Genomic DNA, 24,558 nt, shown 5'->3' on the forward strand with positions numbered 1-24,558 from the left:
CTCCGATGCTGCAACCTGAAGTCGGCTTCAAGTCAAGCGCTACAGTGTCACCCATGATCGCCAACCGGCCGAGCCGCCACGACCTGCTCACGATCGGCCAGCTCTCCGAGCGGAGCGGCCTCGCCACCTCCGCCCTGCGCTACTACGAGCGACTGGGCCTGATCCACGCCACCCGCACCACCGGCAACCAGCGCCGGTACACCCGCGGCACGCTGCGCCGGATCGCCTTCGTCCGGGCCGCCCAGCGGGTCGGGCTGTCCCTCGACGAGGCCAAGGTCGCCCTCGACCGGCTCCCCGAGCACCGCGCCCCCAGCGGCCGGGAGTGGGACGGGGTCGCGGAGTCCTGGCAGAGCCGGATCGACGAGCAGATCGCCGAGCTGGAGCGGCTCAAGGCCAAGCTCGGCGGCTGCATCGGCTGCGGCTGCCTCTCGCTCACCCGCTGCGGGCTCTACAACGCCGCCGACCGCGCCGGCGCGACCGGCCCCGGCGCCCGCTACCTGCTCACCCGCGACCCGGCCACCGGCCCGGAGCCCGCCCCGGCGGACGGGCCGGACAGCGTCTGACCGGGCGGATGCGCCGCCCGCGTGCGCGGCGCGTCCGCCGGGGCGGCGGGGCCGGTCGTTCTAGCGTGGGCGGGTCACCGCAGGTAGCGAGGCTGGAGCCGCTGATGAACCGCCGTTCTTCCCGTCCGTTCCGTTCGGTCCGTTCCTTCCGTCCGTTCCGGACCGCCCTCGCGGGCCTGGCGGTGGGCGGGCTGCTGCTCGGGGTCGCCGGCTGTTCGAGCAGTGGGGGCGGGGGTGGCTCCTCCCCCGCCGTCTCGTCCCCGGCGGTCTCCTCCCCGGCCGCTTCGTCCCCCGCTCCTTCCTCCGCGGCCTCCTCCGCACCCGCCGGGGCGGTGACGGTGACGATCAAGGACTTCAAGTTCGACCCCGCCACCCTCACCGTGGCCCCGGGCACCACGATCACCGTCACCAACCAGGACGACACCGGCCACACCCTCACCGCCATCGCCCCCAACGCCGGGGCCTTCGACACCGGCCTGCTGGAACAGGGCAAGTCGGCGACGATCACCGCCCCCACCGCCCCCGGCTCGTACCCGTTCCACTGCGACGTCCACCCGACCATGACGGGCACCCTCGTCGTCCAGTGACCGTTCGTGTCGGACCCACCGCCTAGCCTCGGGACGGAACCCGCAGGAAAGGCTCGCCCATGATCGTCGACCGGATACGCGTCCACCCCCAGCTCGTCCCCGCGGACGAGCGCGACGAGTGGCCGTGGACGGTGCCGTGCGTGGGCGCCCTGCTCGGGGCGGGAGTGTCGCTGCCCGCACCGGTGACCTTCCTGGTCGGTGAGAACGGCAGCGGCAAGTCGACCCTGGTCGAGGCGGTGGCGGAGGCGTTCGGACTGGACTCCTACGGCGGGCGCGGCGGCGCCCGCTACGCCTCGCCGCGCGCGAAGAGCGCCCTCGGCGAGCGCCTCCACCTGGACTACACGCCGCGCGGGCTCGCCATGGCCTCGGGCCCGCGCGCCAAGCGGCGCGGCTTCTTCCTCCGGGCCGAGACGGCGATGGGGATGATGGAGGAGAAGCAGGGATGGCCCGGCTACTGGGAGGAGCGGACCGACCTGATGAGCCACGGCGAGGGCTTCCTCACCGTGTTCGAGTCGATGTTCCAGGGCCCAGGGCTGTATGTGCTGGACGAGCCGGAGGCGGCCCTCTCCTTCACCTCCAGCCTGCGCCTGGTCGCCCTGCTCGCCGAGCTCGGCCGCGGCGGCGCCCAGGTGATCTGCGCGACCCACTCCCCGATCCTGGCCTCCGTGCCGGGCGCGGCCGTCCTGGAGGTCGGCGAGCACGGGATCCGGCGGACCCGGTGGCAGGACCTCGCGATCGTCGACCACTGGCGCCGCTACCTGGAACGGCCGGAGGCGTACCTGCGGCACCTGCTCTGAGCCGGCTGCGCGGGCAGCGACAGACGGCCGGTCGGTCCTGCGCCGGCCGTCGGCCCGTCGCACCGGGATGCCCCGGACGACCCCGAACTCCCCCCAGAGTCCTGGGATACCGGGGCCCCGTACGCCGATGACAGACTCCCGGTGGCTCCGATCACAGGGAGCCACCGGAGCAGCGTCCCCACCCCCGACAATTTTAGTTGTCATGCATGTGACATTCCTTTGCCCACCATGAGCCCGAGGAGTTCACACTGAACCGCACCGGTTTCCTCCGCCGCACCACCGGGCACACCGCCCTGGCCCTGAGCGCCCTCACGATGGTCTGCACGCTCGGTACCGGAGCGGCTGACGCCACCCCGATCCAGCGGCCCCCGACGACCAGCTGCAACCCGGCCACCGAGCCGGTCTGGATCGAGGTCACCGCCGCCCAGGTCGACCCCGTGGTCACCGACTTCCTGGCGGTGAACGTCGCTGACGGGACGACCGGCCAGCGCACCGAGTCCCTGACCCGGATCGACTCGGTCACCACCACCGTCAACCGCAGCACCGAGATCACGGCCAACGTCGCCCCGCTCTTCGTCAAGGTGCAGGCCAAGGTCGGATTCTCCGTCCAGAACACCACGTCGAGCACGACGACCTCCCAGATCACCTCCACCTGGAACTTCAACAAGCCCGGCTACTACGGCCTCTACCGCGGCACCCGCCGGGTGCAGGGCTCCTGGGTGAAGTACCTGTGCGCCGAGACCGGCCCGAACACCGGCGTGTGGACGAACGCGCTCAGGGACGGCGTCGGCACGTTCACCACCTTCGAGACGCCCGAGATCGGCACGGTCGTCTGCTCCGTGCCGGAGCCCGCCGGCACCCTGCGCCGGGTCGCCCAGATCCGGTTGGGGTGCTGATCACCCGATGACGCGCGAACGGACAGAGGAGAACACCATGACGGGCACCTCACCCCGTGTCCGCCGGTCCGCCCGGCGCTTCCTGCGCACGGCCGGGACGGCCGTCAGGATCGCCCTCGCCACCACGATCCTCCTGGTCACGGCGGCCGTGGCGGCGAGCCCCGCGAGCGCCGGCACCCAGCGCGTGACCGAGCGGAACTGGAACGGGTGGATCTGCGACGGGTACTACCTGCGGATCGAAACGCCCACGCCGAACATGGTGCTGGAGTACGACCAGGCCTCCGACAGCAAGGCGATCTACCAGCGCCCGCGGACGGACGCACCCACCCAACAGTGGGAGGCCTGCCGCTCGGCCGCCGACCCGTCGGCCTCCGACTACATCTTCAGGTCCAAGGCGGACGGCCGCTGCATCACCCTCTGGGGCGGCTACCAGCTGGAGGGGCACTGGTTCTCCGTCGACCGCTGCGACGGCTACATCGGCGCGAACCAGAGGTTCTGGCGCAACCAGGAACCGGGCTCCCCCATAGTGACGCTCCAGGTCCAGCACAGTGGGCAGTGGATGGCGATCCAGGGCGACTTCGCCGGCAACGGCTCGCACGTCGCCCAGTACGCGAACCGCGCCACCGCCTTCACCTTCGTGGTCTACTGACCCGAATCCGCAGGTAACGACCGAGGTCGAGGGCCGGGACGACGGCAGCCGCGCTTCCGGTTCGAGAAGATCGAGAAGATCGAGAACGGCGGCCCCGGCCGAGCCGCGCCCCCGGTCAGGGGCGCAGCTCGGCCAGGTCCTCGGCGCCGAGGACGAGGGCGCCCGCCGCGAGGTTCTCCTCCAGGTGGTCGAGCGACCCGGTGCCCGGAATCGCGAGCACCGACGGCGAGGCCGCCAGCAGCGCGGCGAGCGCCACCTGCGACGTGGTCGCGCCCACCCGGGCGGCGACCCGGCCCAGCCGATCGCGGTCGAGCGGGAACAGGCCCCCGCCGAGCGGGAAGTACGGCACGTACGCGATGCCCGCCGCCTCGCAGTCGGCCAGCAGCCCCGCGCCGTTCCCGGACGAGTTGTTCTGCACCGCCGCGACGGGCGCGATCGCCCGCGCCTCGGCGAGCTGGGTGGCGTCGACGTTGCTCACGCCCAGGTGCCGGACCAGCCCCTGCTCGCGGAGTTCGGCGAGCGCCGCGAACCGGTCCGCGATCGACCCGGTGTCCGGCCCGGTCAGCCCGCCCACCCGCAGGTAGACCAGGTCCAGCCGGTCCACTCCGAGGGCCCGCAGATCCGCCTCCACCAGGCCGCGCAGCTGGTCCGGCGTCGCGTGCCCGGTCGGCACACCGTCCGGACCGGGCAGCGGACCGACCTTGGTGGCGATCACCAGGTCGTCCCGGTACGGGGTGAGCGCCCTGCGGATCAGTTCGTTGGCGCGCACCGCTCCGCGGTTGTAGAAGCCGGCCGTGTCGATGTGGTTCACCCCGAGCTCGACGGCGCGCCGCAACACCGCGATGCCGGTCTCCGGATCGCGTGCCGGGCCGTCGAAGGTGCCGGCCGCGAGGCGCATCGCGCCGAAGCCGAGCCGGTCGACGGGGAGGTCGCCGCCGAGGAGGAATGTCGTGTTCGTCGTGGTCGTCATGCGTCCCATGCTGTCCGCCGCCACGAACCCCGGCGAGAGCGTGGCCAGTTGCTGCCAGACTGGACGGATGAGCGACGATCAGGTGTTCACGGTCCACGGCGACGCGGAACTGACGGCGCGCGCCGGCCATCTCTTCGAGTCCGCGCGGACCGAGTTCCTGTGCGCGGCCAGGGACCTCCGCACCTGGTCCCGGCCGGAGGCGAGGGCCGCGGTCCGGGCCCGGATGCGGGACGCCGCCACGCCCGGCTTCACCGCCCGCAAGCTCCTCAGCCCGGTCGCCCTCGCCGACGAGGAGGCCCGCGCCCACCTGCGGCTGGTGCAGGGCGCGGGCGCCCTGGTCCGGATCAGCGGCTCACCGCTGCCGCACGAGACCATCCTCATCGACCGGCGGGTGATGATCCTGGCGGGCCGGGAGAACCCCGCCGGCCGCGAGTACACCGTGACCACGTCGCAGACCCTGATCGACGGCGTGCACACGCTCTTCCAGGCCGCCTGGGACAGCGCCGTCGACCTCGACGTCTACCTGTCGGGCGACGCGCCGCAGCTCGACGCGGACGGCCGCACGATCCTCCGGTCCCTCGCCTCCGGGCTCACCGACGAGGTGGCGGCCCGGCGGCTCGGCGTCTCGCTGCGCACCTACCGGCGGCGGGTGGCCGAACTGATGGAACGGCTCGAAGCCGGCTCCCGCTTCCAGGCCGGCCTGCGCGCCGGGGAGTTGGGGCTGCGCGGGGCGTAACGGTCGCGCCGCCGCCCCCTGAGCCTGGGCGGCGGCGCGCTTGTCAAAGCGTCACGGGGTGTAGCTGACCCAGCCCTGCTTGGGGGTGGTGTTCGGCGGGCAGTACAGGCGGACGTTCTGGAAGGTGGTGTACGGCCCGGAGATGCGGCTGGAGTTGTCGGAGCAGCTGATGTTCACCCACCACTTGGTGGTGCCCGTGGCCGAGCAGGAGACGTTGTAGTACCACTGGTTGCCGTCCTGGCCGAACGACCCGGTGCTGCAGTTGATGCCGGTGACCCGGGTCGGCGAGCTGCTCTGGGCACTCGCGGCCGGCGCCGTGACGACCGCGGCCGCGGCGACGCCGGCCAGCAGACAACCGGCCAGGCTGATCCTCTTGGTGTTCCTGCGCACGATGGTTCCGTCCTCGTTGTCGGTGGTGGCAGTTCCTGCCGCGGCGAATATAGGGAGGGAGTGTGAAGTTCCGCATATGACACAGGAATTGTCGCCAGGCCCGCCGTACGCTGCTGGTTCGTCCACCCGACCTGGGACGCCCGGCGCGTCCCGCGTCTGACGAGTCGCCCGTTTCGCGGAAGCCGTGCACCAACCACCGGCCCAACGGCCGGAATCCGCCGTTCCCCCGGGGGTTGCCTGCGCCGCGATCTCCAGCCGGACGATCTTTGCCCGCGCGCGCCCCGGTGCTTCCCCCCGACCTTCACCCGAACCGCCGGCACGACGAGTCGCAGGAGGACCCGGCCGCCGACGCACGGAAACGCCCTCCCCGGAGATTGAGGCGCCGGGGAGGGCGTTCTTCATTTCCTCACTGGAAGAACTTTCCGATCAGGAGGCGGAAATCGCCCCGATCGGGAATCAGTTCCACTTCTGGTAGTTGCCACCATTGCCGCCGATGGCGTAGACGTCGCCGTTCACGTTGCTGTCCAGGTAGCGGCCGGTGGCGACGTTCCGGTAGAAGGCGCCGTTGCCGCCCCAGCTCTTGACCCACTTCTGGTAGTTGCCGCCGTTGCAGCCCAGCGTGTAGACCTTGCCGTCACCGTTGCTGTCGAGGCAGCGGCCGGTGGCCAGGTTCTTGAAGGTGTAGGTCTCGTTGCCCTCGTCGCCGGCCCACCAGACCTGGTACGAGCCGCCGTTGGCGCCGAGGGTGTACACGTTGCCGTTGCCGTTGCTGTCCAGGACGCGGCTGGTGGCGAGGTTGGTCAGGGTGACGTAGCCGGAGGCGGCGCTCGCCGGTCCGGTGGACAGGAACGTCAGGCCGCCGGCCAGGACGGCCGTCGAGGCAGCAAGGGCAGCGGTGCGCTTGACGAGCTTCATCGCATTTCCTCCCGATGTCGACCGGTCCGTCTGACCGGTCGACGTCGAACTTATCCGCAGAATCCCTTGGTTGGACCTCCGGATCTCCGGACATGTCCAGCTTCGGCCACCTGGAATTGGGTGATCCGGATTTCTCGGGCCAGAACGGAACAATGCCCGCCGGTACATCGGCGGATATGGCCGGACATTCTCCCGATCAGTGCTGGACAGACCGCGCCGATGCGGGGATGTCATGGCAAGGCCAACACAAAGCGGAGAAATCACGCATACCCGACCATTCAGCACCCGAAGTCTTCGACCACGAACTTGGCCGGATCCGGCAGAACCGGGCGTTGTCCGACCCACCGCGTACCGTTCGACGACCACGGCAAACCCGCACGTCACCAGGAGGCAACCGTGCCCACGGCCGCCGAGATGATCGCCCAGGACACCGTCGCCGCGCTCGCCCGCTGCCTCGCCCGCACCGGGCACGGCCTCACCACCGAGGCCCTCGACCGCTGCGGCGCGGCCCTGGACCCGCTCGGCTTCCGCGAACGCGTCGTCGCGATCCGCGAGGCCGTGCTCGCCGATCTCCCGGCCGGCTACCCGGAGTTCGAGCGGGTGCTGCAGGACGCGCTGCGGGACGAGGAGTTCACCGGGTGGATGACCTTCCCGGTCGGCGAGGCCGTCGCCGTGCGCGGCCTGGACGCGTTCGAGCCCGCGCTCGCGCTGCTCGCCGCGCTCACGCCCCGGCACACCTCCGAGAGCGCCGTCCGCCCGTTCCTCCGGGCCGACCAGGCCCGAGCGCTCGCTGTCGTCACGCGGTGGACCGAGCACCCGGACCCGCACGTCCGGCGGCTCGCCAGCGAGGGCACCCGGCCGCGTCTGCCGTGGGCTCCCCAGCTGCCGGCACTGATCGCCGATCCGAGGCCCGCGCTGCCACTGCTCGACGCGCTGTACCGGGACGGGTCCGACTACGTGCGCCGCTCGGTCGCCAACCACCTGAACGACATCAGCCGCGACCACCCCGACCTCGCCGTCGAGGCCGCCGGCCGCTGGCTCGCCGATCCGGCGCCGACCACGCCGCAGCTGGTCCGGCACGGCCTGCGGACGTTGATCAAGGCGGGCCACCCGGAGGCGCTCACGCTGTTCGGCCACCGCCCGGACGTCGAGGTGACCGTCGAGGGCCCGCGGGTGCTGACCCCGGACGTCCGGCTCGGCGAGGACCTGGTGTTCGAGTACGCGGTGACCAACACCCACGACGAGGCCACCAGCGTGGTGATCGACTACGTGGTGCACCATGTGAAGGCCAACGGCGGCCGGACGCCCAAGGTCTTCAAGCTGACCACCCGCTCACTGGCGCCCGGCGAGACCCTGCGGGCGACCAGGCGGCACGGCGTGAAGCCGATCAGCACCCGGCGCTACCACCCCGGCGTGCACCTGCTGGAGCTCCAGGTCAACGGCCGCCGCCACGGCGAGGGTTCGTTCACCCTGCACCTGTGACGGTCGGCAGGACCGCGTCCGCGAGCTGCTCGACGGACCGGCCGTCCCCCGCCTCCAGCGGCTCCGAGCCGAGCACCGACAGCTCGGCGAGCAGCAGTTCCTGGTAGCGCACCGACCTGGCCAGGAACTTGTCCATCAGGTACCGGCCGTCCGGGGTCGCCTCCGGGTAGCGGCCGGACGCCCGGATCCGGGTGCGCAGGACGGCCTCGTCCGCGCGCAGCCAGTGCGCGGACACCCCGCTGCCGGTGAGCCGCGCCACCTCGGGCGGCCACAGGGCCGAGCCCTCCAGGACGAGGCCCGCACCCGCACCCTCCGCGATCAGCTGCTCGATCCGGGGCCACAGCCGCGCGTAGTGCTCCCGCACCGAGGCGATCAACTCCTCGACGGTGAGGGTCCGGTAGTGCTCGGCCACGTGCGGCGGCACCTCCCACCCCGGTACCGGCCACGGGCGACCGGGGTGGCGCGCCAGCGCGTCCGTCGACCGGTACGCGAAGCCGAGCCGGTCCGCCAGCAGCCGGCCGAGCGTCGACTTCCCGGTGTTCGACGTCCCGCCGATCAGCACCACCCGCACACCGTCGTCCGTCATGCGCCGGACCCTACCCGCCGGCCCCGACCCGTGCGCGGGAAGTCGGACCCGCCGACTTCCCGCGCACGAGCCGTCCGGACAGGACCGGCGCTCCGGCCGCGCACCCGGCCACGGTGATCATCGCCAGTCCCGCGCCGACCAGCACGGCGCGCGGCCCCAGCGCGGCCGTCAGCGGACCGCCCAGGGTCGCGCCCGCCGGGGAAGCCGTCAGCAGCACGGACGACCTCAGGGCGAGGACGGAGGTGAGGGCGGGCGGCGGCGTGAGGTCCTGGAACAGGCCGAGCGACAACGCTCCGTACGGGCCGTACACCACCCCGGCCACGGCGAACCCGGCCACCGAGACCGCGGCCGGCCCGGGCGGCGCGAACGACAGCAGGGCGACGCCGTGCGCGGCGACGATCCCCAGCAGCACCCGCCGGACCGCGCCGCGGCGCAGCATGCCGACGGCCAGCGCGCCCAGCACCGCCCCGACCCCGAAGGCCGCCCAGTAGGTGCCGAGCAGACCCGGACCGGCCGCCAGCTCCTGCCCGACGAACAGCGGCAGCGCGACCTCCACCGGGCCCCAGGCCAGGTTGAACAGCCAGGTCAGTGCGAGCAGCCCGAGCAGTTCCGGCCTGGACCGCAGTACCCGCAGCCCCTCGCCGCGCGGCACGGCCTCCCCCTCCGCGCGGTCCCGGGCGGAGGCGGGGACGGCACCGGGGGCGGCGGACAGCCGCCCGGCACCGACGGCCAGCACCGCGAACGACAGGGCGTCCAGCCCGAGCACCCAGGTCGGCGCGACCACCGCCGTCAGCGTCCCCGCCAGCGCCGGTCCGGCGATCATCGCCACCCAGCCGCTCGTACTGAGCAGCGCGTTGGCCGCCAGCCGCCGATCGGCCGGGAGCACCTCGGCCACCAGGGCGTACCGGGCGCTCGCGCCCCACCCGTGCAGCAGCGAGGATCCGGCCAGCAGGACCAGCAGCAGCCAGGGCTCCAGCACACCGAACGCCCATCCGACCGGGATCCCGCCGAGCAGCGCCGCGCGCGTCCACGCGTCCGCCCGGATCAGCCGCCGCGCGGGCAGTCCGCGCAGCCACCGGCCGAGCAGCAGCGCACCGAGCGCGCCGGGCAGGACGTAGGCGGCGACGGCGGCGCCGACGAACAGGCCGGCCCGCCCCGGCGGGGCCAGTCGCAGCGCGAGCCACGGCACGGCGACGGCGCTCATGCCGTCCCCGAGGTCGGACACCGCGAGCGCGGGGAGCAGCCGGCGGAACGGGCCCGGGGCGAACAGCGGACGGTAGGCCGGGGGAAGCCGCCGGACCAGTGGTGCGGATGAGATCATGCAGGCCAGGCAAGCGGTTCACGCGCGCTTGAAGTCAAGCGGAACCGGGGAGACGGGCGGGGGCGGACGTGCAGGACGTCGGTATCGGGGAGCTGGCCCGGCAGACCGGTCTGCGGCCCTCGGCGCTGCGGTACTACGAGAGCCTCGGCCTGCTGCCCGCCGCGCGCCGCGAGGGCGGCCGCCGGGTCTGGCCGGCGGCCACGCTGCGCCGGGTCGCCCTGATCCGGATGTCCCAGCGGGCGGGCTTCACGCTGGCCGAGATCCGGGGGCTGCTGGACACCTCCACCACGCGCGGCACCACCCGCCAGTGGCGCGCCCTGGCCGAACGCAAGCTGCCCGAGCTCGACCGCGTCGTCCGGCAGACCCAGCAGCTCCGGGACGCCGTCGCGGCCTGCCTCGCCTGCGGCTGCATGAACTTCGCCGACTGCGAACTCCTCTCCGCCGGTGCGGCCGACGGCGCCTGAGCGGGACTCGGGACGCGGGCGGAGCGGCCTCCGGAACGTGATCGACATGTGATCCGGCACCTCCGCCGGGCGGGCTCCGGCGGCCCGCCCGAAGGCCCTTTCCCGGGCCTGCGGCACGGGGCGGCCGGTCGCCCGCCCCGGGGACCGGGGGCCAGGACGGGGACGTCCGACCGGGGCCGCAGCGGGGCTCAACGGCCTTTTCGGCACAGGGAATCGGGGGTGAGAGTACGGCCGCGGACTCCTAGGCTGGGAGCATCCCACCCCACCGAAAGGCCCGCCCTTGAACCGCGCCATCCGCTCCGTCGACGACGTCCTCGACCTGCTCGACGGGCTCTTCCGCCCCGAGGCGGACCGCTGGACCGACCGGGCCGCCGACTGGTGGGACGGCTTCTACGCCGACCGGTCCTCGGGGCGGCCGTTCTTCGTCGACAAGCCGGACGAGAACCTCGTCGCACGGCTCGACGGCGGCCTGCTGGCGCCCGGCGCGCGGGTGCTGGACCTCGGTTGCGGGGCGGGCCGCAACGCCGTGCACCTCGCCTCGCTCGGCTTCGAGGTGGACGCCGTCGACCTCTCCGCGACCGCCCTCGACTGGGCGCGCGAGCGCGCGGAGGCGGCGGGCGTCGCCCCGCGCTTCCACCACGGCAACATCTTCAGCACCGAACTCCCCCACGACCGCTACGACCTGGTGTACGACTCGGGCTGTCTGCACCACCTCCCGCCGCACCGCCGGATCAGCTACCTGGCGCTGTTGGAACGCGTCCTCGCGCCGGGCGGCTACTTCGGGCTGACCTGCTTCGCGGCCGGCGAGATGGGTTCGGAACTGCCGGACGCCGCGCTGTACCGCAACGGCCGGCTGGACGGCGGACTGGCCTTCACTCCGGACGAACTCCGATGGATCTTCGCCGGGTTCGCCGAGCTGGAGATCCGCCCGATGGTCCCGCAGGAGCCCGCGTCCCCGCTCTTCGGCCTGTCCGTGCTGCTCACCGCGTTGTTCCGCAGGCCGCTCGCCGACCGAGGCATGCGGGCGCCACGACCGGGCAGGAAGGAGAGTGGACAGGGGCGGGGGCCGGTCGGCCGATCCGCCGGCCGGCAGCGATGAGGGGACGGGACGCGATGTCCGCCGACGAAACGCCGTGGGACGACGCCGTCGGGCGCGGACTGGGCTTCCTCCACCGGGCGTTGGGGCCCGCCGGGCTGCCGTCCGCCCGGCCCGGCGCCGACCCGGAGCTGCGCAGGCCGCTCAGCGGCGCCGACGCGCGCCGCCACCTGCTCGTCACCCACGGGGAGGACCTCGGGCTCGACCCGGACGACGAGGGCCTCTCCGCGATGTGGGGGCTCGCGCTGCTGCGGCCGGACTCCGGGCGGGCCGAGGAACGCGAACTGGTCGCCGCGCTCGCGCCACAGGTCGCCCGGTACCGCGAGCCGGAGGCGCGGCGCTACCGCATCTTCCCGCCCGGTCGACCGATCCCCGCCGACACCGACAGCACCGCCGTCGCGGCCGCCGGACTGGCCCGGCACGGGCTGCTCGCACCGGCCGAACTCGACGACCTGGCACGCGAGTTGCTCGACACCCAGATAGGCCCGGACGAGGGTCCGATACCGGCCTACTGGGAGGACAGCGACAGCAGCCCCGCCCGCGGGCGCCGCTACGACGCCGTCGCCGCCGCCAACGTCCTGTTCACCCTGCACCTCCCGGGCGCCGTCGGCCGACTGCCGCACCCGGCGGCCGAGACGACGCTCCGCTACGTGGTCGAGCACCTCAACGGCCCCCGCACCGGCACCCTCAACTACGCCGCCCCGGAAGCCTTCCTGCACGCCGCCGCCCGGGCCTCCACCGTCGTGCCGGAACTCGCCGAGCCGGTACGGCGGGCGGTCGGGCACGTGACCACCCAGACCGCCGACACGCCGCTCTCGGTGGCGCTCCTGGTGATCGCCGGCGAGTACGCGGGCGAAACGACCGAACTGACCGAACTGCGCCGCCGCTTGGCCGACACCCAGCTCGCGGACGGCTCCTGGCCGGCCGGCGGCTACTTCCGCACCGGGCGCCTGCCGCTGTACTTCGGCTCGCCGCACCTCACCACGCTGTTCGCGGTCCGCGCGCTGCGCCCGGAGACCTCCTCAGGAGCGTGACCGGAGCCGGGGTCGGGGTCGGGGCGAGCGACCCGGTGGCGGCCCTGCTCGCGCCCTGCCGGGAGGTGCCGGCCACCCCGCCGCCCAGCCCCGGGCGCCGCGGCCCTGGCGCCCCGCCCCGGGCGGCCGCCCTGCCGGCGGAGGCGCTCCCCCGCCGCGAATGCGACCGGGGTGCCTCCCGGCACGCCCGGGAGGCGGCAGCACGCCCGTCGCCTCACGGCCCCGGCGAGGCGGCGCCGCCCTCGTACAGCCGCCGCAGCAGGCCGTCCAGGTCGAGGTGGGTGCGCTCCCGGCCGATCGGGACCAGGCTCTCGGTGCGGGCGAGGAAGGCGCGGACCCGGTCGGCGGGGGCGCGCAGGACGACGCTGCTGCCCTCGCCGGTGAGGGTGATGAAGACGGAGTCGCTCCGCTCGTCCACGCCGGGGTGGACCGAGACGCTGCCGATCCCGGACCAGCCGTGCACCCCGGTGGCCAGCAGGTCGCGGGCGAACACCCAGGTGACGGGCGTGGCGAGGTCGGTGTGGTTGTCGAGGAAGACGGCGTAGGGGTCGGCGGTGAGGTACCGCAGCCGGGCCGCGACGGAGACGGTCAGACCGGGGCAGACGGCGACCCGGAGGTCGAGCGCGACCTCGCAGCCCTCGCCGGGGGCGTACTGGGCGGGGACGCGCGGGATGTCGTACGTCATGACCGCCTCCGGGTGGTACGCACCGCCGGAACAGCGAGGCGGGCATGCAGGATCGTTTCTTCACAACCGCCACGGGCGGAAAGGTCAGGGCTCACGGCAGGAACAACGAGCCACCCCGGCTTCGGCAACCCCTCCTGCCGCCCTTCCTGCCCCCTCCTCCCACCCCTCCCCCGCCGCGGAGGACCACCCGCACGGCCCCGGCCGACGGCGCGTCGCGGCGCACCGGGCCCCGCCCCGTCCCTAGGCTGACGCCGCAGCAGCCCCCCGGCACCCCGCCGCAGCCCCGCCGCGCCCCGGCCTTGCCCCGACCCGCCGCTACCCGTCCCCGCCCCGCCGCGATCCCAGGAACGGACCCCCCATGCACCCTGTCGTACGCGGCGCCGGGGCCCTCGGCCTCGCCGCGGTCCTGGCCACCGCCACGGCCGCCTGCAAGAGCGGCTCCGGTACCGGTGCCGCGGCTTCCGGGCCGTCCACCGCCTCCGTCGCACCCAGCACCCCTGCCGCCACAGCGTCCCCGGCCGTCCCGCCGCTGCCGGCCTCGCTCACCGGCCAGCAGCTCGACTGGCAGCCCTGCCCGGCGCCGTCCACCGCCCAGGGCGGCGACGGCGCCGCCCCGGGCGCGCCCTGGGAGTGCGCCACCCTCAAGGCCCCGCTGGACTACGGCAAACCGGACGGGCAGACCATCGACCTGGCCCTGATCCGGGCCGTGGCCACCGGCACCGGCGGGCAGCCCCGGATCGGCTCGCTGATCTACAACTTCGGCGGCCCCGGCGGCTCCGGCGTCGTCACCCTCCCCGCCCTCGCCAAGGACTACGCCGACCTCAACGCCCGCTACGACCTGGTGAGCTTCGACCCGCGCGGGGTCGGCAACAGCGCGGGCGTGCGGTGCCTGGACGACGCCGCCACGGACGCCTCCGCCGCCGTCGACGGTTCGCCCGACGACCCGGCCGAGGTCACCGCGCTCGACGCGGCCAACTCCGGCTACACCGCCGCCTGCGAGCAGAACTCCGGCACCGTCCTGCCGTACGTCGACACCGTCTCGGCCGCCCGCGACCTCGACCTGATGCGCCAGGTGCTCGGCGACGCGAAACTGCACTACTTCGGCATCTCCTACGGCACCGAGCTCGGCGGCGTCTACGCCCACCAGTACCCGGGCAACGTCGGCCACCTGGTGATGGACGGCGTCGTCGACCCGACCAAGGACCCGGAGCAGAGCGCGCTCGGCCAGGCGAAGGGCTTCCAACTCGCCCTGGAGAACTACATGAAGGCCTGCGCCGCCCAGGCCGGACCGTCCTGCCCGACCGGCCAGGGCGGTGACGAGGGCACCCGGCGGATCACCGACCTGCTGGCCTCGCTCGACTCCGCCCCACTGCCCACCGACGGCCCCCGCGTCCTGACCCAGGACCTCGCGGTCCTCGGCATCGCCGCCGCGCTCTACAACCAGAACTCCTGGAACGCCTTGTCCGTCGGCCTCCAGGAGGCGATGCAGAACCGCACCGGCACCACCCTGCTCGCGCTCGCCGACGCCTACGGCGGCCGCGACCAGCAGGGCCACTACAGCAACCAGTCCGCCGCCAACCGGGCGATCAGCTGCGCCGACGACCGGTCCCGCTACACCGCCACCGACGTCCAGGGGCTGCTGCCCGCGTTCCGCCAGGCCTCGCCGGTGTTCGGCGACTTCACCGCCTGGGGCCTGACCTCCTGCAACGGCTGGCCGGTCCGGGGCAGCGCCGACCTCCCCGAGGTGTCCGCCCCGGGCTCGGCGCCGATCGTCGTCATCGGCAACACCGGCGATCCGGCCACCCCGTACGAGGGCGCCGGGGCGATGGCGCGACAGCTCGGCGCGGGCGTCGGGGTCCAGGTCACCCTCCAGGGCCAGGGCCACGGCGGCTACGACTCCGGCAACGCCTGCCTCAAGCAGGCCGTCGACCAGTACCTGCTGGCCGACCAGGTGCCGGCCGAGGGCACCACCTGCTCCTAGACCCCGTGATCCGCCCAACACCCTACCCCGGCCGGTGACTTCACAACGTGGCACCCTACCGTGGGCCCCGGAAAGGGGACCACATGAACGCCGAGCCGCCACCGCCGCAGGGAAACCGCCGCCTCCTCGACCCCGCCCGACCGTTCCCCGAACGGGTCGCCCGGCTGGTCCGGGACTGGGAGGACGACGGCCGGGCCCGCTACCGCCTGGTCGACGGGCGGCCGTTGCTCGCCCTCTACTGCTGGCACCTGGACGCCGCCCGGCGCGGCACCACCGAGGACGACCCGGCGACCGCGGCGTACATCGCCGCGGCCTTCGCCGCCAACGGCGGTGCCGACGGATGGGACGCGCTGCTGCGCGAACGGGCCGACTGCGCCTGCCACGGCCAGAGTTGGCGGCTGGAGAACATCTCGGTCTGCCTCGGCTGCCTGCGCTACGTCTGCTACCAGGTCGAGGGCCCCTGCTGTCCCGGCGCCCGCATCGTCGGCTGAGCCGTCACAGCGCGGGACCGGATGCCGCGCGCGATCCGGCGGACACGCCCTGCTCCCCCGTCAGGAGCCGGGCCAGCAGCGCGGCGGGCCCCTCCGGCAGCGCGCCGTGCACCAGTTCGGTCCGGTGCACCAGCCGGGGAGCCCGGACCGGCACCGCCGCGACCTCCGGCACCCCGGCCAGGGCGCCGGCGGGCAGCAGCGCCAGCCCGTGCCCGGCCGCGACCAGGGCGAGCAGCCCCCGCACATCGGTGCCCAGGTAGCGGGCGGCGGGCCGGTAGCCCTCGACGCCGGTGGCGGCACTCAGCCGGGCGGCGGTCGGGGCGAGGCCCGGGGCGTCCAGCCAGTGGGCGGCGGACAGGTCCGCGAGCGCCAGGCCGGGGCGTCCGGCGAGCGGGTGGCCGGCCGGAAGCGCGACGACGAGCGGCTGTTCCGCGACGGCGACGGTGGCGAGCGGGCCGACGTCGGGCAGCGGGAGCGGGTCGCTGGGCGCGGCCGGGCCGTCGACGAGCGCGAGGTCGACCGCACCGGTGGCGACCTCGGCGGGCAGCACGTCCTGCGCGACCACCCGCACCGTCAGGGCCACCCCCGGATACGCCCGGCGCACCTCGGCGAGCGCGCGCCCCAGTTCCGCTCCGACCGCCAGCGGGGCGGCCCCGACCGTGAGACGGGCGCTCGCGGCACCCGCCAGGCGCGCGATGTCGGCGCGCGCCGCATCGATCCTCAGCAGCAGCGCGGAGGCGTGCTCCAGCAACCGTTCGCCCGCCCCCGTCGGCCCGACCGGGCGGCGGTGGAGCACGGCCGTGCCGAGGTCCGCCTCCAGCGCCGCGATCTGCTGGGAGACCGCGGACTGGGTGTAGCCGAGTTCGCGGGCCGCCTCGGAGAACGAGCCCAGCCGGGCCACCGTGACGAAGGTGCGCAGCTGCTGCGGCTCCATCTGCCATCACATCCACTGATCGAGGGGTAAGGAATCATCGTTGGCGCTGATGCCGCGTCGGCGGTCAGGATAACCGCATGACGCATCCCGCCTCCCACCCCGCCTCCCGCCTGGCCCTGGTCGGCGACCGCTCGGCCGCCGTCCGCTCGCACGCCCGCGTCCCGGGGCTGCTCGACGCGCTCGCCACCCGCGAACAGCTCGTCCTGGACGCCTACTGGATCCCCACCGAGGACGCCGCGGCCCCCGGCGCGCTCGACGGCTTCGACGCGGTCTGGCTGCTGCCCGGCAGCCCGTACCGCAGCGAGGACGGCGCGGTCGCCGCCGTCCGCACCGCCCGCGAGCGGCGCATCCCCTTCCTCGGCACCTGCGCCGGCTTCCAGCACGCGGTGCTGGAGTACGCCCGGAACGTCTGCGGCATCGACGGCGCCGCGCACGGCGAGAGCAACCCGGAGGAGGCGGACCGGGTGATCGTGCCGCTCAGCTGCTCCCTGGTGGGGCACGAGGGCGCCGTCCGCCCGACCCCCGGTTCCCTGGCCGAACGGGTGCTCGGCGCGCCGCGCACCCTGGAGCGGTACCACTGCGCGTACGGGCTGAACGACGGCTATCTGGACCGGCTGCGCGCGGGCGGCCTGCGGTTCACCGCCACGGACGACGCGGGCGAGCAGCGGATCCTGGAGCTGCCGGAGCAGGTCCACCCGTTCTTCCTGGCCTCGCTGTTCCAGCCGGAGCTCGCCGGGGACGGCACCCGGGCGCACCCGATGATCCGGGCCTTCGCGGCCGCGGCCGTGGCCCACACCGCCGCGGCCTGAACCGAGGCGCCCGGCGGAGCGGCCCCGGGTCGACGGGGCGGCCGGCGACGCGCGGTCAGCGACGCGCGGTCAGCCGCTCCCAGGCCTCGTCGACCCGGGGGGACAGCTCCGCCAGCGGACCGCTGTTGTCGATCACCAGATCGGCGATCGCCAGCCGGTCCGCCCGGCTCGCCTGGGCGGCCATCCGGGCCCGGGCCTCGTCCTCGGTCATCCCGCGCAGCCGGACCAGCCGGTCGATCCGGACCTCGTCCGCCGCGTCGACCACGACCACCAGGTCGTACAGCGGGCCGAGCCCGTTCTCGGCCAGCAGCGGCACGTCGTGCACCACCACCGCGTCCGGCGCGGCCGCCGACTCCAGCTCGGCGGACCGCGCCCGGACCAGCGGGTGGACGATCGCGTTCAGCGCCTTCAGCCGGTCCGGGTCGGCGAAGACGACCGCGCCGAGCGCGGGCCGGTCCAGCGAGCCGTCCGCCGCGAGCACGTCCGGGCCGAACTCGGCGGCCACGGCGGCGAGGCCGGGCGTCCCGGGGGCGACCACCTCGCGGGCGATCACATCGGAGTCCACGATCACCGCGCCGCGGGCGGCGAGCAGCCGCGACACCTCGCTCTTGCCCGCGCCGATGCCGCCCGTCAGTCCGATCTTCAGCATGGCGCCAGGCTACCGGCGCGCACCGCCCTCCCGTCACCCCGGGGACGGCACCCCGGGGACGGCACCCCACCCCCGGGGCCGGGGACTCACCCCACGTCGAGGCTCTCGCCCTCGCCCAGGGTGCGCAGCTCCGCGCCGCCCGGTCCGCCCGGACCGAGCAGCCGGGTGTGCACGGCCAGACCGACCGGGCTGAGCACCGCGTCGTGCACCGGCACCGCCTGCCGCGCCCCGGCCTCCCGGACGTAGTCGACCAGTTCGCCGACCTTGGTCCACGGCGCGGCGATCGGCAGCAGCAGGGTGTCCACCTGCCCCGGCGGGACGAGCAGGGCGTCACCCGGGTGGAACAGCCGCCCACCGAAGAGGAAGCCGATGTTCCGCACCAGCGGGATGTCCGGGTGGATCACCGCGTGCCACTCGCCGTGCACCGAGACCGGGATCCCGCCGACGTCGAAGGCATCGCCCTCGCCGACCGCCGTCACCCGCCGGGCGACGCCGTCCAGCTTCGCCGCCACATCCGTGTTGGTCCACACCCGCAGCTCCGGATCCGCCTCCAGGGCGGCCCGCAGCCGGGCCTCCTCGAAGTGGTCGATGTGCTCGTGGGTGATCAGGACGGCGTCCGCGCCGGCCAGGGCGGCGGGGTCGGTGAACGATCCGGGGTCGACGACCACGGTCGTCCCCCCGTGTTCGAGGCGTACACAGGCATGTCCGAACTTGGTGATCCGCATAGCCAGAACATACAGCAGGACTGCACAGTTTCGCTGTAGATCTGCGAGGTAGGCTTCTCCCGTGAACAGCCCGCACCCCGAGACCCTCGAACTCGCCGCCGACCTGCGCGGCGCCATCGGCGAACTGGTCCGCGCACTGCGCCCCGACGACACGCTGCCGCAGAACCAGGCCGGCGTACTCGGTCTGCTGGTCCGGGACGACCGCGCCCGCACCGTCGCCGAACTGGCCGCCCTGCAACGCGTCCGGCACCAGTCGATGGCCCGTACGGTCGCGCTGCTCACCGAGGCCGGCCTGGTCGCGCAGCAGCCGCACACCACCGACCGCCGCAAGCTGCTGGTCACCGCCACCGAGGCCGGCCGCACCGCCCTGTACGAGCAGCGCGCCCGCCGCGAGGCGCGGATCGCCGAGGCGATCGAGGCCCGCCTCACCTCCGACGAGCGCGAGACCCTGCGCAGCGCCGTCGCCCTGCTCCGCCGCCTGCCCTGACCCGCGACCGGCTCGACCGTCGCCCCGGGAGCCGCAAGGCCCCGCCGAGCCGGCTCCGGGCGACTACGAGCCGGTGCCGACCAGTTCCTCCGCCGGACGCTGCGTCGGCAGCACGGCCGGGGCCAGCTCCGGCAGCTCGACGTGCTCGCTCAGCCCGAACCGGTCGTGCAGTCGCCGCAGCGGGCGGGGCGCCCACCAGTTGAACTCGCCGAAGAAGCTCATCGCGGCCGGCACCAGCAGACAGCGGACCAGGGTCGCGTCGACCGCCACGGCGACCGCCAGGGCGATGCCCATCTGCTTGACCATCAGCATGTCGCCGAGGGCGAAGCCGGCGAAGACGATCACCATCAGCAGCGCCGCCGAGGTGATGATCCGACCGCTGCGCTGGACGCCCAGCTCCACCGCCCGGGTGCAGCTGTGGCCCTTGTCCCGCAGCTCCTTGATCCGGGCCAGCAGGAAGACCTCGTAGTCCATCGACAGCCCGAAAGCGAAGGCGAACACCAGGACCGGGATGAAGGTCTCCAGCCCGCCGGTCGGGCTGAAGCCGAGCAGGCCGCTGAACCAGCCGTCCTGGAAGACCAGGGTCAGCGCGCCGAGCGAGGCGCCCAGCGAGAGCAGGTTCATCAGCAGGGCCTTGACCGGCATCACCACCGAGCCGGTCATCAGGAAGAGCAGGATCAGCGTGCCGAGGGCCACCAGGCCGAGCGCGATCGGCCCCCGGGTGAGCAGTTCGTCCTGGAAGTCGACCACCGAGGCCGCGCCGCCGGTCACCTGGGTGGTCAGCCCGCCCCGGTCCGCGCGCAGCTCCTTGACGACCTTCTTGGCCTCCCCGCCCTGCGGATCGCCGTGCACCAGGACGTCAATGGTGGAGACGGTGTCGCTCACCGGAGTGACGGCCCGCACCCCGCTGACGCCGGGCAGCCCGGCCACCACGTCGTCCGCGTAGGCCTGGGCGACCGTCGCACCGCTCTGCACCACCACCGTGATCGGGGCGGCCGAGGCCTGCGGGAAGCGCTGGTCGATCGTCTCGGCGACCTGTCGGCCGGCCGAGGAGGCGGGCAGCACGGCGGCCCCGGAGTTGCGCATCTCGGCGTGCAGGAACGGCGCCCCGGCGGCCATCAGCACCCCGGTGCAGACCAGCGCGACGAGCACGGCCCGCTTGCGGACCCGGCGCACGGTCCGGCTGAAGAAGCCCTCGTCGGGGACGGGCGCGGTGGGCGTCCTGATCCGGCGCCCGGCGAAGCCGAGCAGCGCGGGCACCAGCGTCAGCGCGGCGGCCACCGCGATCACCACGACACTCACCCCGGCCGCGGCGACCGCCCCGAGCACCGGGCTGGTGAAGACGAACAGCCCGGACAGGGCGACGGCGACGGTCAGGCCGGAGAAGGCGACGGTGCGCCCGGCGGTGGCGGCGGTCCGCTCCACGGCGGCGGAGATCGACGCTCCGTGGCCGCGTTCCTCGCGGAAACGATTCACCATGAGCAGCGCGTAGTCGATCGACAGTCCGAGCCCCAGCACGGTGGCGATCGGCAGCACGCTGGTGTCGATGTCCATGATCTTGCTGAAGCCGAACATGGCCAGCAGCGCCCCGCCCACCGAGGCGACGGCGCCGATCACCGGCAGGCTCGCGGCGGCCAGGCCGCCGAACACCAGGACCATCACGATCAGGGTGAGCGGCAGGGTCACGATCTCGCCGAAGCGGGTGTCCTTCTCGGTCTGCTTCTTGACCTCGTCCTGGAGCACGAGGTCCCCGCCGACGGTCACCTTGCCGCCACCGGGCTGGACCTCGGACTGGATCGCGGCCAGCCGCTGGGTCACGGCGGTGGACTGTGCGGAGGTGCTGCTGTCCGCCATCCGCACCGAGACCACGCTCGCGGTGCCGTCGGCCGAGCGGAGCGCCTCGGCGCCCGGGCCGGGGCCGTAGGCGTCGACGGCCGAGGAGACGCCGGGCAGGGCCGCGATCTCGGCGGTGGCCCGGGTGACGGCGTCGCGGACGGCCGCGTCGTCCACGGGCCGGCCGTCCACCACGGCGGTGACGGTGCCCCGGGCCGGGTCGGCGGCGGCGACGACGGCGCTGCCGCGGTCCGACTCGGCGGAGGCGGAGGAGGCGCCGGCCACCGTGCCCTCGAAGACCCGTCCGCCGATCAGCACGCCTATGACCAGGACGACCGCCCAGAAACCGAGCACCCAGCGCCGCTGCCGGTAGCAGAACCGGCCGAGGGCGGCGAGACGTCCGGCGACCCGGGGGTCGGCGGACGTACGGGTGTCGGACAGGAGGGGGGAAGCGGGGGTCACGGCAGAGCGACGGCGCATATGCGTGGGGTGCCTAGCGTGTGGGGCCGGGTGAGCGACCCATCGGGCAACTCCTCCCAACGTAGGCCCTAGGTCCCGAATCGCCCATAGGCATCCGATGAGCCCCTAATCACAAAAATACGGCCTATAAGGAATAAATAATGAAGGCCGAAAAACAATGGACCCCGCTCGGAAACCGAGCGGGGTCCATCGATGACGCCAAGCGCTAATCAGCCTCGGCGGGGGTCAGAGCTTCAGCTCTGGCCACCGGCCAGCTTCTCGCGCAGAGCGGCCAGGGCCTCGTCCGAGGCCAGGGCGCCCGAGCCCTCGTCGCTGCTGGACGAGTAGGAGCCACCGGCCGCGGCGGCGACGGCGTCGCCACCCTCGGCAGCGGCCTCCGCGTCGGCCTCGCGGCTCTTGATGACCTGGGCCTGGTGCTGCTCGAAGCGGCTCTGGGCCTCGGCGTACTGCCGCTCCCACTCCTCGCGCTGCTTCTCGAAGCCGGACAGCCAGTCGTTCGCCTCGGGGTCGAAGCCCTCCGGGTAGATGTAGTTGCCCTGGTCGTCGTACGACGCGGCCATGCCGTAGAGGGTCGGGTCGAACTCGACCTCGGCCGGGTTGGCACCCAGCGCCTCGTTGGCCTGCTTCAGCGAGAGGCTGATGCGACGACGCTCGAGGTCGATGTCGATGACCTTGACGAAGATCTCGTCGCCGACCTGGACGACCTGCTCCGGGATCTCGACGTGGCGCTCGGCCAGCTCGGAGATGTGGACCAGACCCTCGATGCCCTCGTCCACGCGGACGAACGCACCGAACGGAACGAGCTTGGTGACCTTACCCGGAACGACCTGGCCGATCTGGTGGGTACGGGCGAACTGCTGCCACGGGTCCTCCTGGGTCGCCTTCAGCGACAGGGAGACGCGCTCGCGGTCCATGTCAACGTCGAGAACCTCGACGGTGACCTCCTGGCCGACCTCGACAACCTCGGACGGGTGGTCGATGTGCTTCCAGGACAGCTCGGAGACGTGCACCAGGCCGTCGACGCCACCCAGGTCCACGAAGGCACCGAAGTTGACGATCGAGGAGACGACGCCGGAGCGCACCTGGCCCTTCTGCAGGGTGGTGAGGAAGGTCTGGCGGACCTCGCTCTGGGTCTGCTCCAGCCAGGCACGGCGGGACAGGACCACGTTGTTGCGGTTCTTGTCCAGCTCGATGATCTTGGCCTCGAGCTCCTTGCCCACGTAGGGCTGGAGGTCGCGGACGCGGCGCATCTCGACGAGCGAGGCCGGCAGGAAGCCACGGAGGCCGATGTCGAGGATGAGACCACCCTTGACGACCTCGATGACGGTACCGGTGACGATCCCGTCCTCTTCCTTGATCTTCTCGATCGTGCCCCAGGCACGCTCGTACTGAGCGCGCTTCTTGGACAGGATGAGACGACCCTCCTTGTCCTCCTTCTGGAGAACCAGGGCCTCGATGTTGTCGCCGACGGCGACGACCTCGTGCGGGTCGACGTCGTGCTTGATCGACAGCTCGCGGGACGGGATGACGCCCTCGGTCTTGTAACCGATGTCGAGGAGGACCTCGTCACGGTCGACCTTCACGATGACGCCCTCGACGATGTCGCCATCGTTGAAGTACTTGATGGTCTCGTCAATCGCGGCCAGGAACGCCTCGGCGTCGCCGATGTCGTTGAGCGCGACCTGCGGGGTGGTGCTGAGGGAGGAGTCGGTGGGGCTCGTCATTAGGAAAAGGGCTCCGGTGCGGACATGAAAGTCGTAGGTAATGCCACGCGGAGGGCCCGTATCGCTCCCACCGAAAGCCGGACAGCCAAGAAAACGGAGCACCGGGAATCCCGTGGAACGGGAGAATCGGCGTCCGTCTTGCGACCGTGGGGTCTTCGACAGATGCGAGCGCGACCTGCTCCGTCCGAGGCGCGCAGGCCCGCAGCGCAACTTGTAGCATACGGGGACGGCCAGGCACGGTCAACGCCAACAACGGCAAGACGGTGGAGCCCGGCATGGAACAGGCCATATCCTCCGATTGCGCACCGCAAGGGTGGCGGCTGGAGAGACCCCTTCCCCGGATGCCACCGCCGGGACCCCGGACCTCTCGGACCGGATCGCGACAGCGGCGCTTCCGCAGACGACACCCTACGCGATGGGCCTTCTCACCGTGACCGGCACCCCCCTCCCCGACCCCAACGATCTTGACGAGGACGGCGACGACGCGGTAAGGAGGTCCGCCGGCGTCGGCGAGAGCAGCCGCGCCAGCCGCCACTGGTGGGACCGCAACGCCGACGAGTACCAGGACGAGCACGGCGAGTTCCTCGGCGACGACCGCTTCACCTGGTGCCCCGAGGGCCTCGACGAGGCCGACGCCCGCCTGCTCGGCGACACCGCCGGCAGCACCGTGCTGGAGATCGGCGCCGGTGCCGCCCAGTGCTCGCGCTGGCTGGCCGCCCGCGGCGCCCGCCCGGTCGCCCTCGACATCTCCTACCGCCAGCTCCAGCACTCCCGCCGGATCGACCTCGCCCGCGGCGCCGCCCCCGTGCCCGTCGTCCAGGCCGACGCCGCCGTCCTGCCGTTCGCCGACGGCGCCTTCGACCTCGCCTGCTCCGCCTACGGCGCCGTGCCGTTCAGCGCCGACACCTCGGCCCTGATGCGCGAGGTGCACCGGGTGCTGCGGCCGGGCGGACGCTGGGTCTTCTCGGTCACCCACCCGATCCGCTGGGCCTTCCCCGACGAGCCCGGCGTCGAGGGGCTCACCGCCGTCTCCTCCTACTTCGACCGCACCCCCTACGTCGAGGAGGACGAGCAGGGCCGCGCCACCTACGTCGAGCACCACCGCACGATCGGCGACCGGGTCCGCGAGCTCGTCGCCGCCGGCTTCCGGCTGGTCGACCTCGTCGAGCCGGAGTGGCCGGAAGGACACGAGCAGGACTGGGGCGGCTGGTCGCCGCTGCGCGGGCGGCTCATCCCCGGCACCGCGATCTTCGTCGCCGAGCGGGGCTGACCTT

Annotated in this window: 26 protein-coding genes; 15 read left to right on the forward strand and 11 right to left on the reverse strand. The window is 73.4% G+C overall.

Annotation, left to right across the window (positions count from 1 at the left end; genetic code table 11):
* Positions 1-53 precede the first annotated feature (53 nt).
* The 5 genes from soxR (at position 54) to ACW14Y_RS12675 (ending at position 3,492) form a co-directional block, all read left to right on the forward strand.
* On the forward strand, positions 54-563 hold the full coding sequence (gene soxR / locus ACW14Y_RS12655) for a redox-sensitive transcriptional activator SoxR (protein WP_380304793.1): 510 nt from the start codon (positions 54-56) through the stop codon (positions 561-563).
* A 104-nt stretch (positions 564-667) separates the two neighbouring features.
* A complete protein-coding gene (locus ACW14Y_RS12660; protein WP_456986785.1) occupies positions 668-1,150 on the forward strand; it encodes a cupredoxin domain-containing protein in 483 nt (160 codons plus the stop codon).
* Between the two features lie 59 nt (positions 1,151-1,209).
* Complete coding sequence (locus ACW14Y_RS12665) at positions 1,210-1,947, forward strand: AAA family ATPase (RefSeq protein WP_456986786.1); 738 nt, start codon at positions 1,210-1,212, stop codon at positions 1,945-1,947.
* A gap of 314 nt (positions 1,948-2,261) precedes the next feature.
* Positions 2,262-2,843, forward strand: a complete 582-nt coding sequence (locus tag ACW14Y_RS12670) for a hypothetical protein (protein WP_380304787.1) — start codon at positions 2,262-2,264, stop codon at positions 2,841-2,843.
* Between the two features lie 37 nt (positions 2,844-2,880).
* Positions 2,881-3,492 (forward strand): RICIN domain-containing protein, encoded by a 612-nt coding sequence (locus ACW14Y_RS12675; protein WP_456986787.1) that lies wholly within the window; start codon positions 2,881-2,883, stop codon positions 3,490-3,492.
* 115 nt (positions 3,493-3,607) lie between these two features.
* Here ACW14Y_RS12675 and ACW14Y_RS12680 read toward each other — a convergent pair whose 3' ends face one another.
* The gene (locus ACW14Y_RS12680; protein ID WP_456986788.1) at positions 3,608-4,462 is read right to left on the reverse strand and encodes an oxidoreductase; all 855 of its coding nucleotides are present in this window, start codon (positions 4,460-4,462) and stop codon (positions 3,608-3,610) included.
* 67 nt (positions 4,463-4,529) lie between these two features.
* Between ACW14Y_RS12680 and ACW14Y_RS12685 the strand changes: the two genes are divergently transcribed.
* On the forward strand, positions 4,530-5,198 hold the full coding sequence (locus ACW14Y_RS12685; protein ID WP_456986789.1) for a DNA-binding response regulator: 669 nt from the start codon (positions 4,530-4,532) through the stop codon (positions 5,196-5,198).
* A gap of 51 nt (positions 5,199-5,249) precedes the next feature.
* On the opposite strand, the gene ACW14Y_RS12690 is transcribed toward ACW14Y_RS12685, so the two are convergent.
* Together ACW14Y_RS12690 and ACW14Y_RS12695 are read right to left on the reverse strand one after the other, a co-directional pair.
* Positions 5,250-5,588 carry a hypothetical protein gene (locus ACW14Y_RS12690; protein WP_380304779.1) on the reverse strand — a complete coding sequence of 113 codons (339 nt, stop codon included), beginning with the start codon at positions 5,586-5,588 and terminating at the stop codon, positions 5,250-5,252.
* 456 nt (positions 5,589-6,044) lie between these two features.
* The gene (locus tag ACW14Y_RS12695) at positions 6,045-6,503 is read right to left on the reverse strand and encodes an RICIN domain-containing protein (RefSeq protein ID WP_375910339.1); all 459 of its coding nucleotides are present in this window, start codon (positions 6,501-6,503) and stop codon (positions 6,045-6,047) included.
* Positions 6,504-6,899: 396 nt separating this feature from the next.
* Here ACW14Y_RS12695 and ACW14Y_RS12700 point away from each other — a divergent pair, with 396 nt between their 5' ends.
* Positions 6,900-7,985: a DNA alkylation repair protein gene (locus ACW14Y_RS12700; protein ID WP_456986790.1), complete on the forward strand. Its 1,086-nt coding sequence runs from the start codon at positions 6,900-6,902 to the stop codon at positions 7,983-7,985.
* Here ACW14Y_RS12700 and ACW14Y_RS12705 read toward each other — a convergent pair.
* The gene (locus tag ACW14Y_RS12705) at positions 7,969-8,571 is read right to left on the reverse strand and encodes a hypothetical protein (RefSeq protein WP_456986791.1); all 603 of its coding nucleotides are present in this window, start codon (positions 8,569-8,571) and stop codon (positions 7,969-7,971) included. The two genes, ACW14Y_RS12700 and ACW14Y_RS12705, sit on opposite strands and share 17 nt — an antisense overlap.
* 10 nt (positions 8,572-8,581) lie before the next feature.
* A complete protein-coding gene (locus ACW14Y_RS12710) occupies positions 8,582-9,892 on the reverse strand; it encodes an MFS transporter (protein WP_456986792.1) in 1,311 nt (436 codons plus the stop codon).
* Positions 9,893-9,960: 68 nt separating this feature from the next.
* Between ACW14Y_RS12710 and ACW14Y_RS12715 the strand changes: the two genes are divergently transcribed.
* The 3 genes from ACW14Y_RS12715 (at position 9,961) to ACW14Y_RS12725 (ending at position 12,486) form a co-directional block, all read left to right on the forward strand.
* A complete protein-coding gene (locus ACW14Y_RS12715) occupies positions 9,961-10,356 on the forward strand; it encodes a MerR family transcriptional regulator (protein WP_380387337.1) in 396 nt (131 codons plus the stop codon).
* Positions 10,357-10,636: 280 nt separating this feature from the next.
* Entirely contained in the window at positions 10,637-11,455 is an 819-nt protein-coding gene (locus ACW14Y_RS12720) for a class I SAM-dependent methyltransferase (protein WP_456986793.1), read from the forward strand.
* Between the two features lie 14 nt (positions 11,456-11,469).
* Positions 11,470-12,486 (forward strand): hypothetical protein, encoded by a 1,017-nt coding sequence (locus tag ACW14Y_RS12725; RefSeq protein ID WP_456986794.1) that lies wholly within the window; start codon positions 11,470-11,472, stop codon positions 12,484-12,486.
* Between the two features lie 214 nt (positions 12,487-12,700).
* Here the strand turns inward: ACW14Y_RS12725 and ACW14Y_RS12730 are convergent, their stop codons facing one another.
* Positions 12,701-13,171: an SsgA family sporulation/cell division regulator gene (locus tag ACW14Y_RS12730; protein ID WP_380304766.1), complete on the reverse strand. Its 471-nt coding sequence runs from the start codon at positions 13,169-13,171 to the stop codon at positions 12,701-12,703.
* Between the two features lie 358 nt (positions 13,172-13,529).
* On the opposite strand from ACW14Y_RS12730, the gene ACW14Y_RS12735 reads away from it, so the two are divergent.
* The gene (locus ACW14Y_RS12735; RefSeq protein ID WP_456986795.1) at positions 13,530-15,152 is read left to right on the forward strand and encodes an alpha/beta fold hydrolase; all 1,623 of its coding nucleotides are present in this window, start codon (positions 13,530-13,532) and stop codon (positions 15,150-15,152) included.
* 83 nt (positions 15,153-15,235) lie between these two features.
* Positions 15,236-15,643, forward strand: coding sequence for a hypothetical protein (locus ACW14Y_RS12740; protein WP_380304762.1), 408 nt, complete (start codon positions 15,236-15,238; stop codon positions 15,641-15,643).
* A 4-nt stretch (positions 15,644-15,647) separates the two neighbouring features.
* On the opposite strand, the gene ACW14Y_RS12745 is transcribed toward ACW14Y_RS12740, so the two are convergent.
* Positions 15,648-16,577, reverse strand: a complete 930-nt coding sequence (locus tag ACW14Y_RS12745) for a LysR family transcriptional regulator (protein ID WP_380436914.1) — start codon at positions 16,575-16,577, stop codon at positions 15,648-15,650.
* A 77-nt stretch (positions 16,578-16,654) separates the two neighbouring features.
* Here ACW14Y_RS12745 and ACW14Y_RS12750 point away from each other — a divergent pair, with 77 nt between their 5' ends.
* Positions 16,655-17,386, forward strand: coding sequence for a CTP synthase C-terminal region-related (seleno)protein (locus ACW14Y_RS12750; RefSeq protein ID WP_456986796.1), 732 nt, complete (start codon positions 16,655-16,657; stop codon positions 17,384-17,386).
* A 55-nt stretch (positions 17,387-17,441) separates the two neighbouring features.
* On the opposite strand, the gene coaE is transcribed toward ACW14Y_RS12750, so the two are convergent.
* Together coaE and ACW14Y_RS12760 are read right to left on the reverse strand one after the other, a co-directional pair.
* Positions 17,442-18,035, reverse strand: coding sequence for a dephospho-CoA kinase (coaE, locus tag ACW14Y_RS12755; protein WP_380304756.1), 594 nt, complete (start codon positions 18,033-18,035; stop codon positions 17,442-17,444).
* A gap of 86 nt (positions 18,036-18,121) precedes the next feature.
* Positions 18,122-18,760, reverse strand: coding sequence for an MBL fold metallo-hydrolase (locus ACW14Y_RS12760; protein ID WP_380387320.1), 639 nt, complete (start codon positions 18,758-18,760; stop codon positions 18,122-18,124).
* A 61-nt stretch (positions 18,761-18,821) separates the two neighbouring features.
* On the opposite strand from ACW14Y_RS12760, the gene ACW14Y_RS12765 reads away from it, so the two are divergent.
* A complete protein-coding gene (locus ACW14Y_RS12765; RefSeq protein ID WP_380387317.1) occupies positions 18,822-19,247 on the forward strand; it encodes a MarR family winged helix-turn-helix transcriptional regulator in 426 nt (141 codons plus the stop codon).
* 63 nt (positions 19,248-19,310) lie between these two features.
* Here ACW14Y_RS12765 and ACW14Y_RS12770 read toward each other — a convergent pair whose 3' ends face one another.
* Together ACW14Y_RS12770 and rpsA are read right to left on the reverse strand one after the other, a co-directional pair.
* Positions 19,311-21,542 (reverse strand): MMPL family transporter, encoded by a 2,232-nt coding sequence (locus ACW14Y_RS12770; protein ID WP_456986797.1) that lies wholly within the window; start codon positions 21,540-21,542, stop codon positions 19,311-19,313.
* A gap of 251 nt (positions 21,543-21,793) precedes the next feature.
* A complete protein-coding gene (gene rpsA, locus ACW14Y_RS12775; protein WP_266268790.1) occupies positions 21,794-23,284 on the reverse strand; it encodes a 30S ribosomal protein S1 in 1,491 nt (496 codons plus the stop codon).
* Positions 23,285-23,699: 415 nt separating this feature from the next.
* Between rpsA and ACW14Y_RS12780 the strand changes: the two genes are divergently transcribed.
* On the forward strand, positions 23,700-24,554 hold the full coding sequence (locus ACW14Y_RS12780) for a class I SAM-dependent methyltransferase (RefSeq protein WP_456986798.1): 855 nt from the start codon (positions 23,700-23,702) through the stop codon (positions 24,552-24,554).
* The last annotated feature ends 4 nt before the right edge of the window (positions 24,555-24,558 follow it).

Source organism: Kitasatospora sp. cg17-2 (genome assembly GCF_054031055.1).

Excerpts from the sequence above, each read along its gene's own strand:
- soxR (WP_380304793.1), top strand. The coding sequence starts at position 54 with ATGATCGCCAACCGGCCGAGCCGCCACGACCTGCTCACGATCGGCCAG.
- ACW14Y_RS12660 (WP_456986785.1), top strand. The coding sequence starts at position 668 with ATGAACCGCCGTTCTTCCCGTCCGTTCCGTTCGGTCCGTTCCTTCCGT.
- ACW14Y_RS12665 (WP_456986786.1), top strand. The coding sequence starts at position 1,210 with ATGATCGTCGACCGGATACGCGTCCACCCCCAGCTCGTCCCCGCGGAC.
- ACW14Y_RS12670 (WP_380304787.1), top strand. The coding sequence starts at position 2,262 with ATGGTCTGCACGCTCGGTACCGGAGCGGCTGACGCCACCCCGATCCAG.
- ACW14Y_RS12675 (WP_456986787.1), top strand. The coding sequence starts at position 2,881 with ATGACGGGCACCTCACCCCGTGTCCGCCGGTCCGCCCGGCGCTTCCTG.
- ACW14Y_RS12680 (WP_456986788.1), bottom strand. The coding sequence starts at position 4,462 with ATGACGACCACGACGAACACGACATTCCTCCTCGGCGGCGACCTCCCC.
- ACW14Y_RS12685 (WP_456986789.1), top strand. The coding sequence starts at position 4,530 with ATGAGCGACGATCAGGTGTTCACGGTCCACGGCGACGCGGAACTGACG.
- ACW14Y_RS12695 (WP_375910339.1), bottom strand. The coding sequence starts at position 6,503 with ATGAAGCTCGTCAAGCGCACCGCTGCCCTTGCTGCCTCGACGGCCGTC.
- ACW14Y_RS12705 (WP_456986791.1), bottom strand. The coding sequence starts at position 8,571 with ATGACGGACGACGGTGTGCGGGTGGTGCTGATCGGCGGGACGTCGAAC.
- ACW14Y_RS12710 (WP_456986792.1), bottom strand. The coding sequence starts at position 9,892 with ATGATCTCATCCGCACCACTGGTCCGGCGGCTTCCCCCGGCCTACCGT.
- ACW14Y_RS12725 (WP_456986794.1), top strand. The coding sequence starts at position 11,470 with ATGTCCGCCGACGAAACGCCGTGGGACGACGCCGTCGGGCGCGGACTG.
- ACW14Y_RS12730 (WP_380304766.1), bottom strand. The coding sequence starts at position 13,171 with ATGACGTACGACATCCCGCGCGTCCCCGCCCAGTACGCCCCCGGCGAG.
- ACW14Y_RS12735 (WP_456986795.1), top strand. The coding sequence starts at position 13,530 with ATGCACCCTGTCGTACGCGGCGCCGGGGCCCTCGGCCTCGCCGCGGTC.
- ACW14Y_RS12740 (WP_380304762.1), top strand. The coding sequence starts at position 15,236 with ATGAACGCCGAGCCGCCACCGCCGCAGGGAAACCGCCGCCTCCTCGAC.
- ACW14Y_RS12745 (WP_380436914.1), bottom strand. The coding sequence starts at position 16,577 with ATGGAGCCGCAGCAGCTGCGCACCTTCGTCACGGTGGCCCGGCTGGGC.
- ACW14Y_RS12750 (WP_456986796.1), top strand. The coding sequence starts at position 16,655 with ATGACGCATCCCGCCTCCCACCCCGCCTCCCGCCTGGCCCTGGTCGGC.
- coaE (WP_380304756.1), bottom strand. The coding sequence starts at position 18,035 with ATGCTGAAGATCGGACTGACGGGCGGCATCGGCGCGGGCAAGAGCGAG.
- ACW14Y_RS12760 (WP_380387320.1), bottom strand. The coding sequence starts at position 18,760 with ATGCGGATCACCAAGTTCGGACATGCCTGTGTACGCCTCGAACACGGG.
- rpsA (WP_266268790.1), bottom strand. The coding sequence starts at position 23,284 with ATGACGAGCCCCACCGACTCCTCCCTCAGCACCACCCCGCAGGTCGCG.
- ACW14Y_RS12780 (WP_456986798.1), top strand. The coding sequence starts at position 23,700 with ATGGGCCTTCTCACCGTGACCGGCACCCCCCTCCCCGACCCCAACGAT.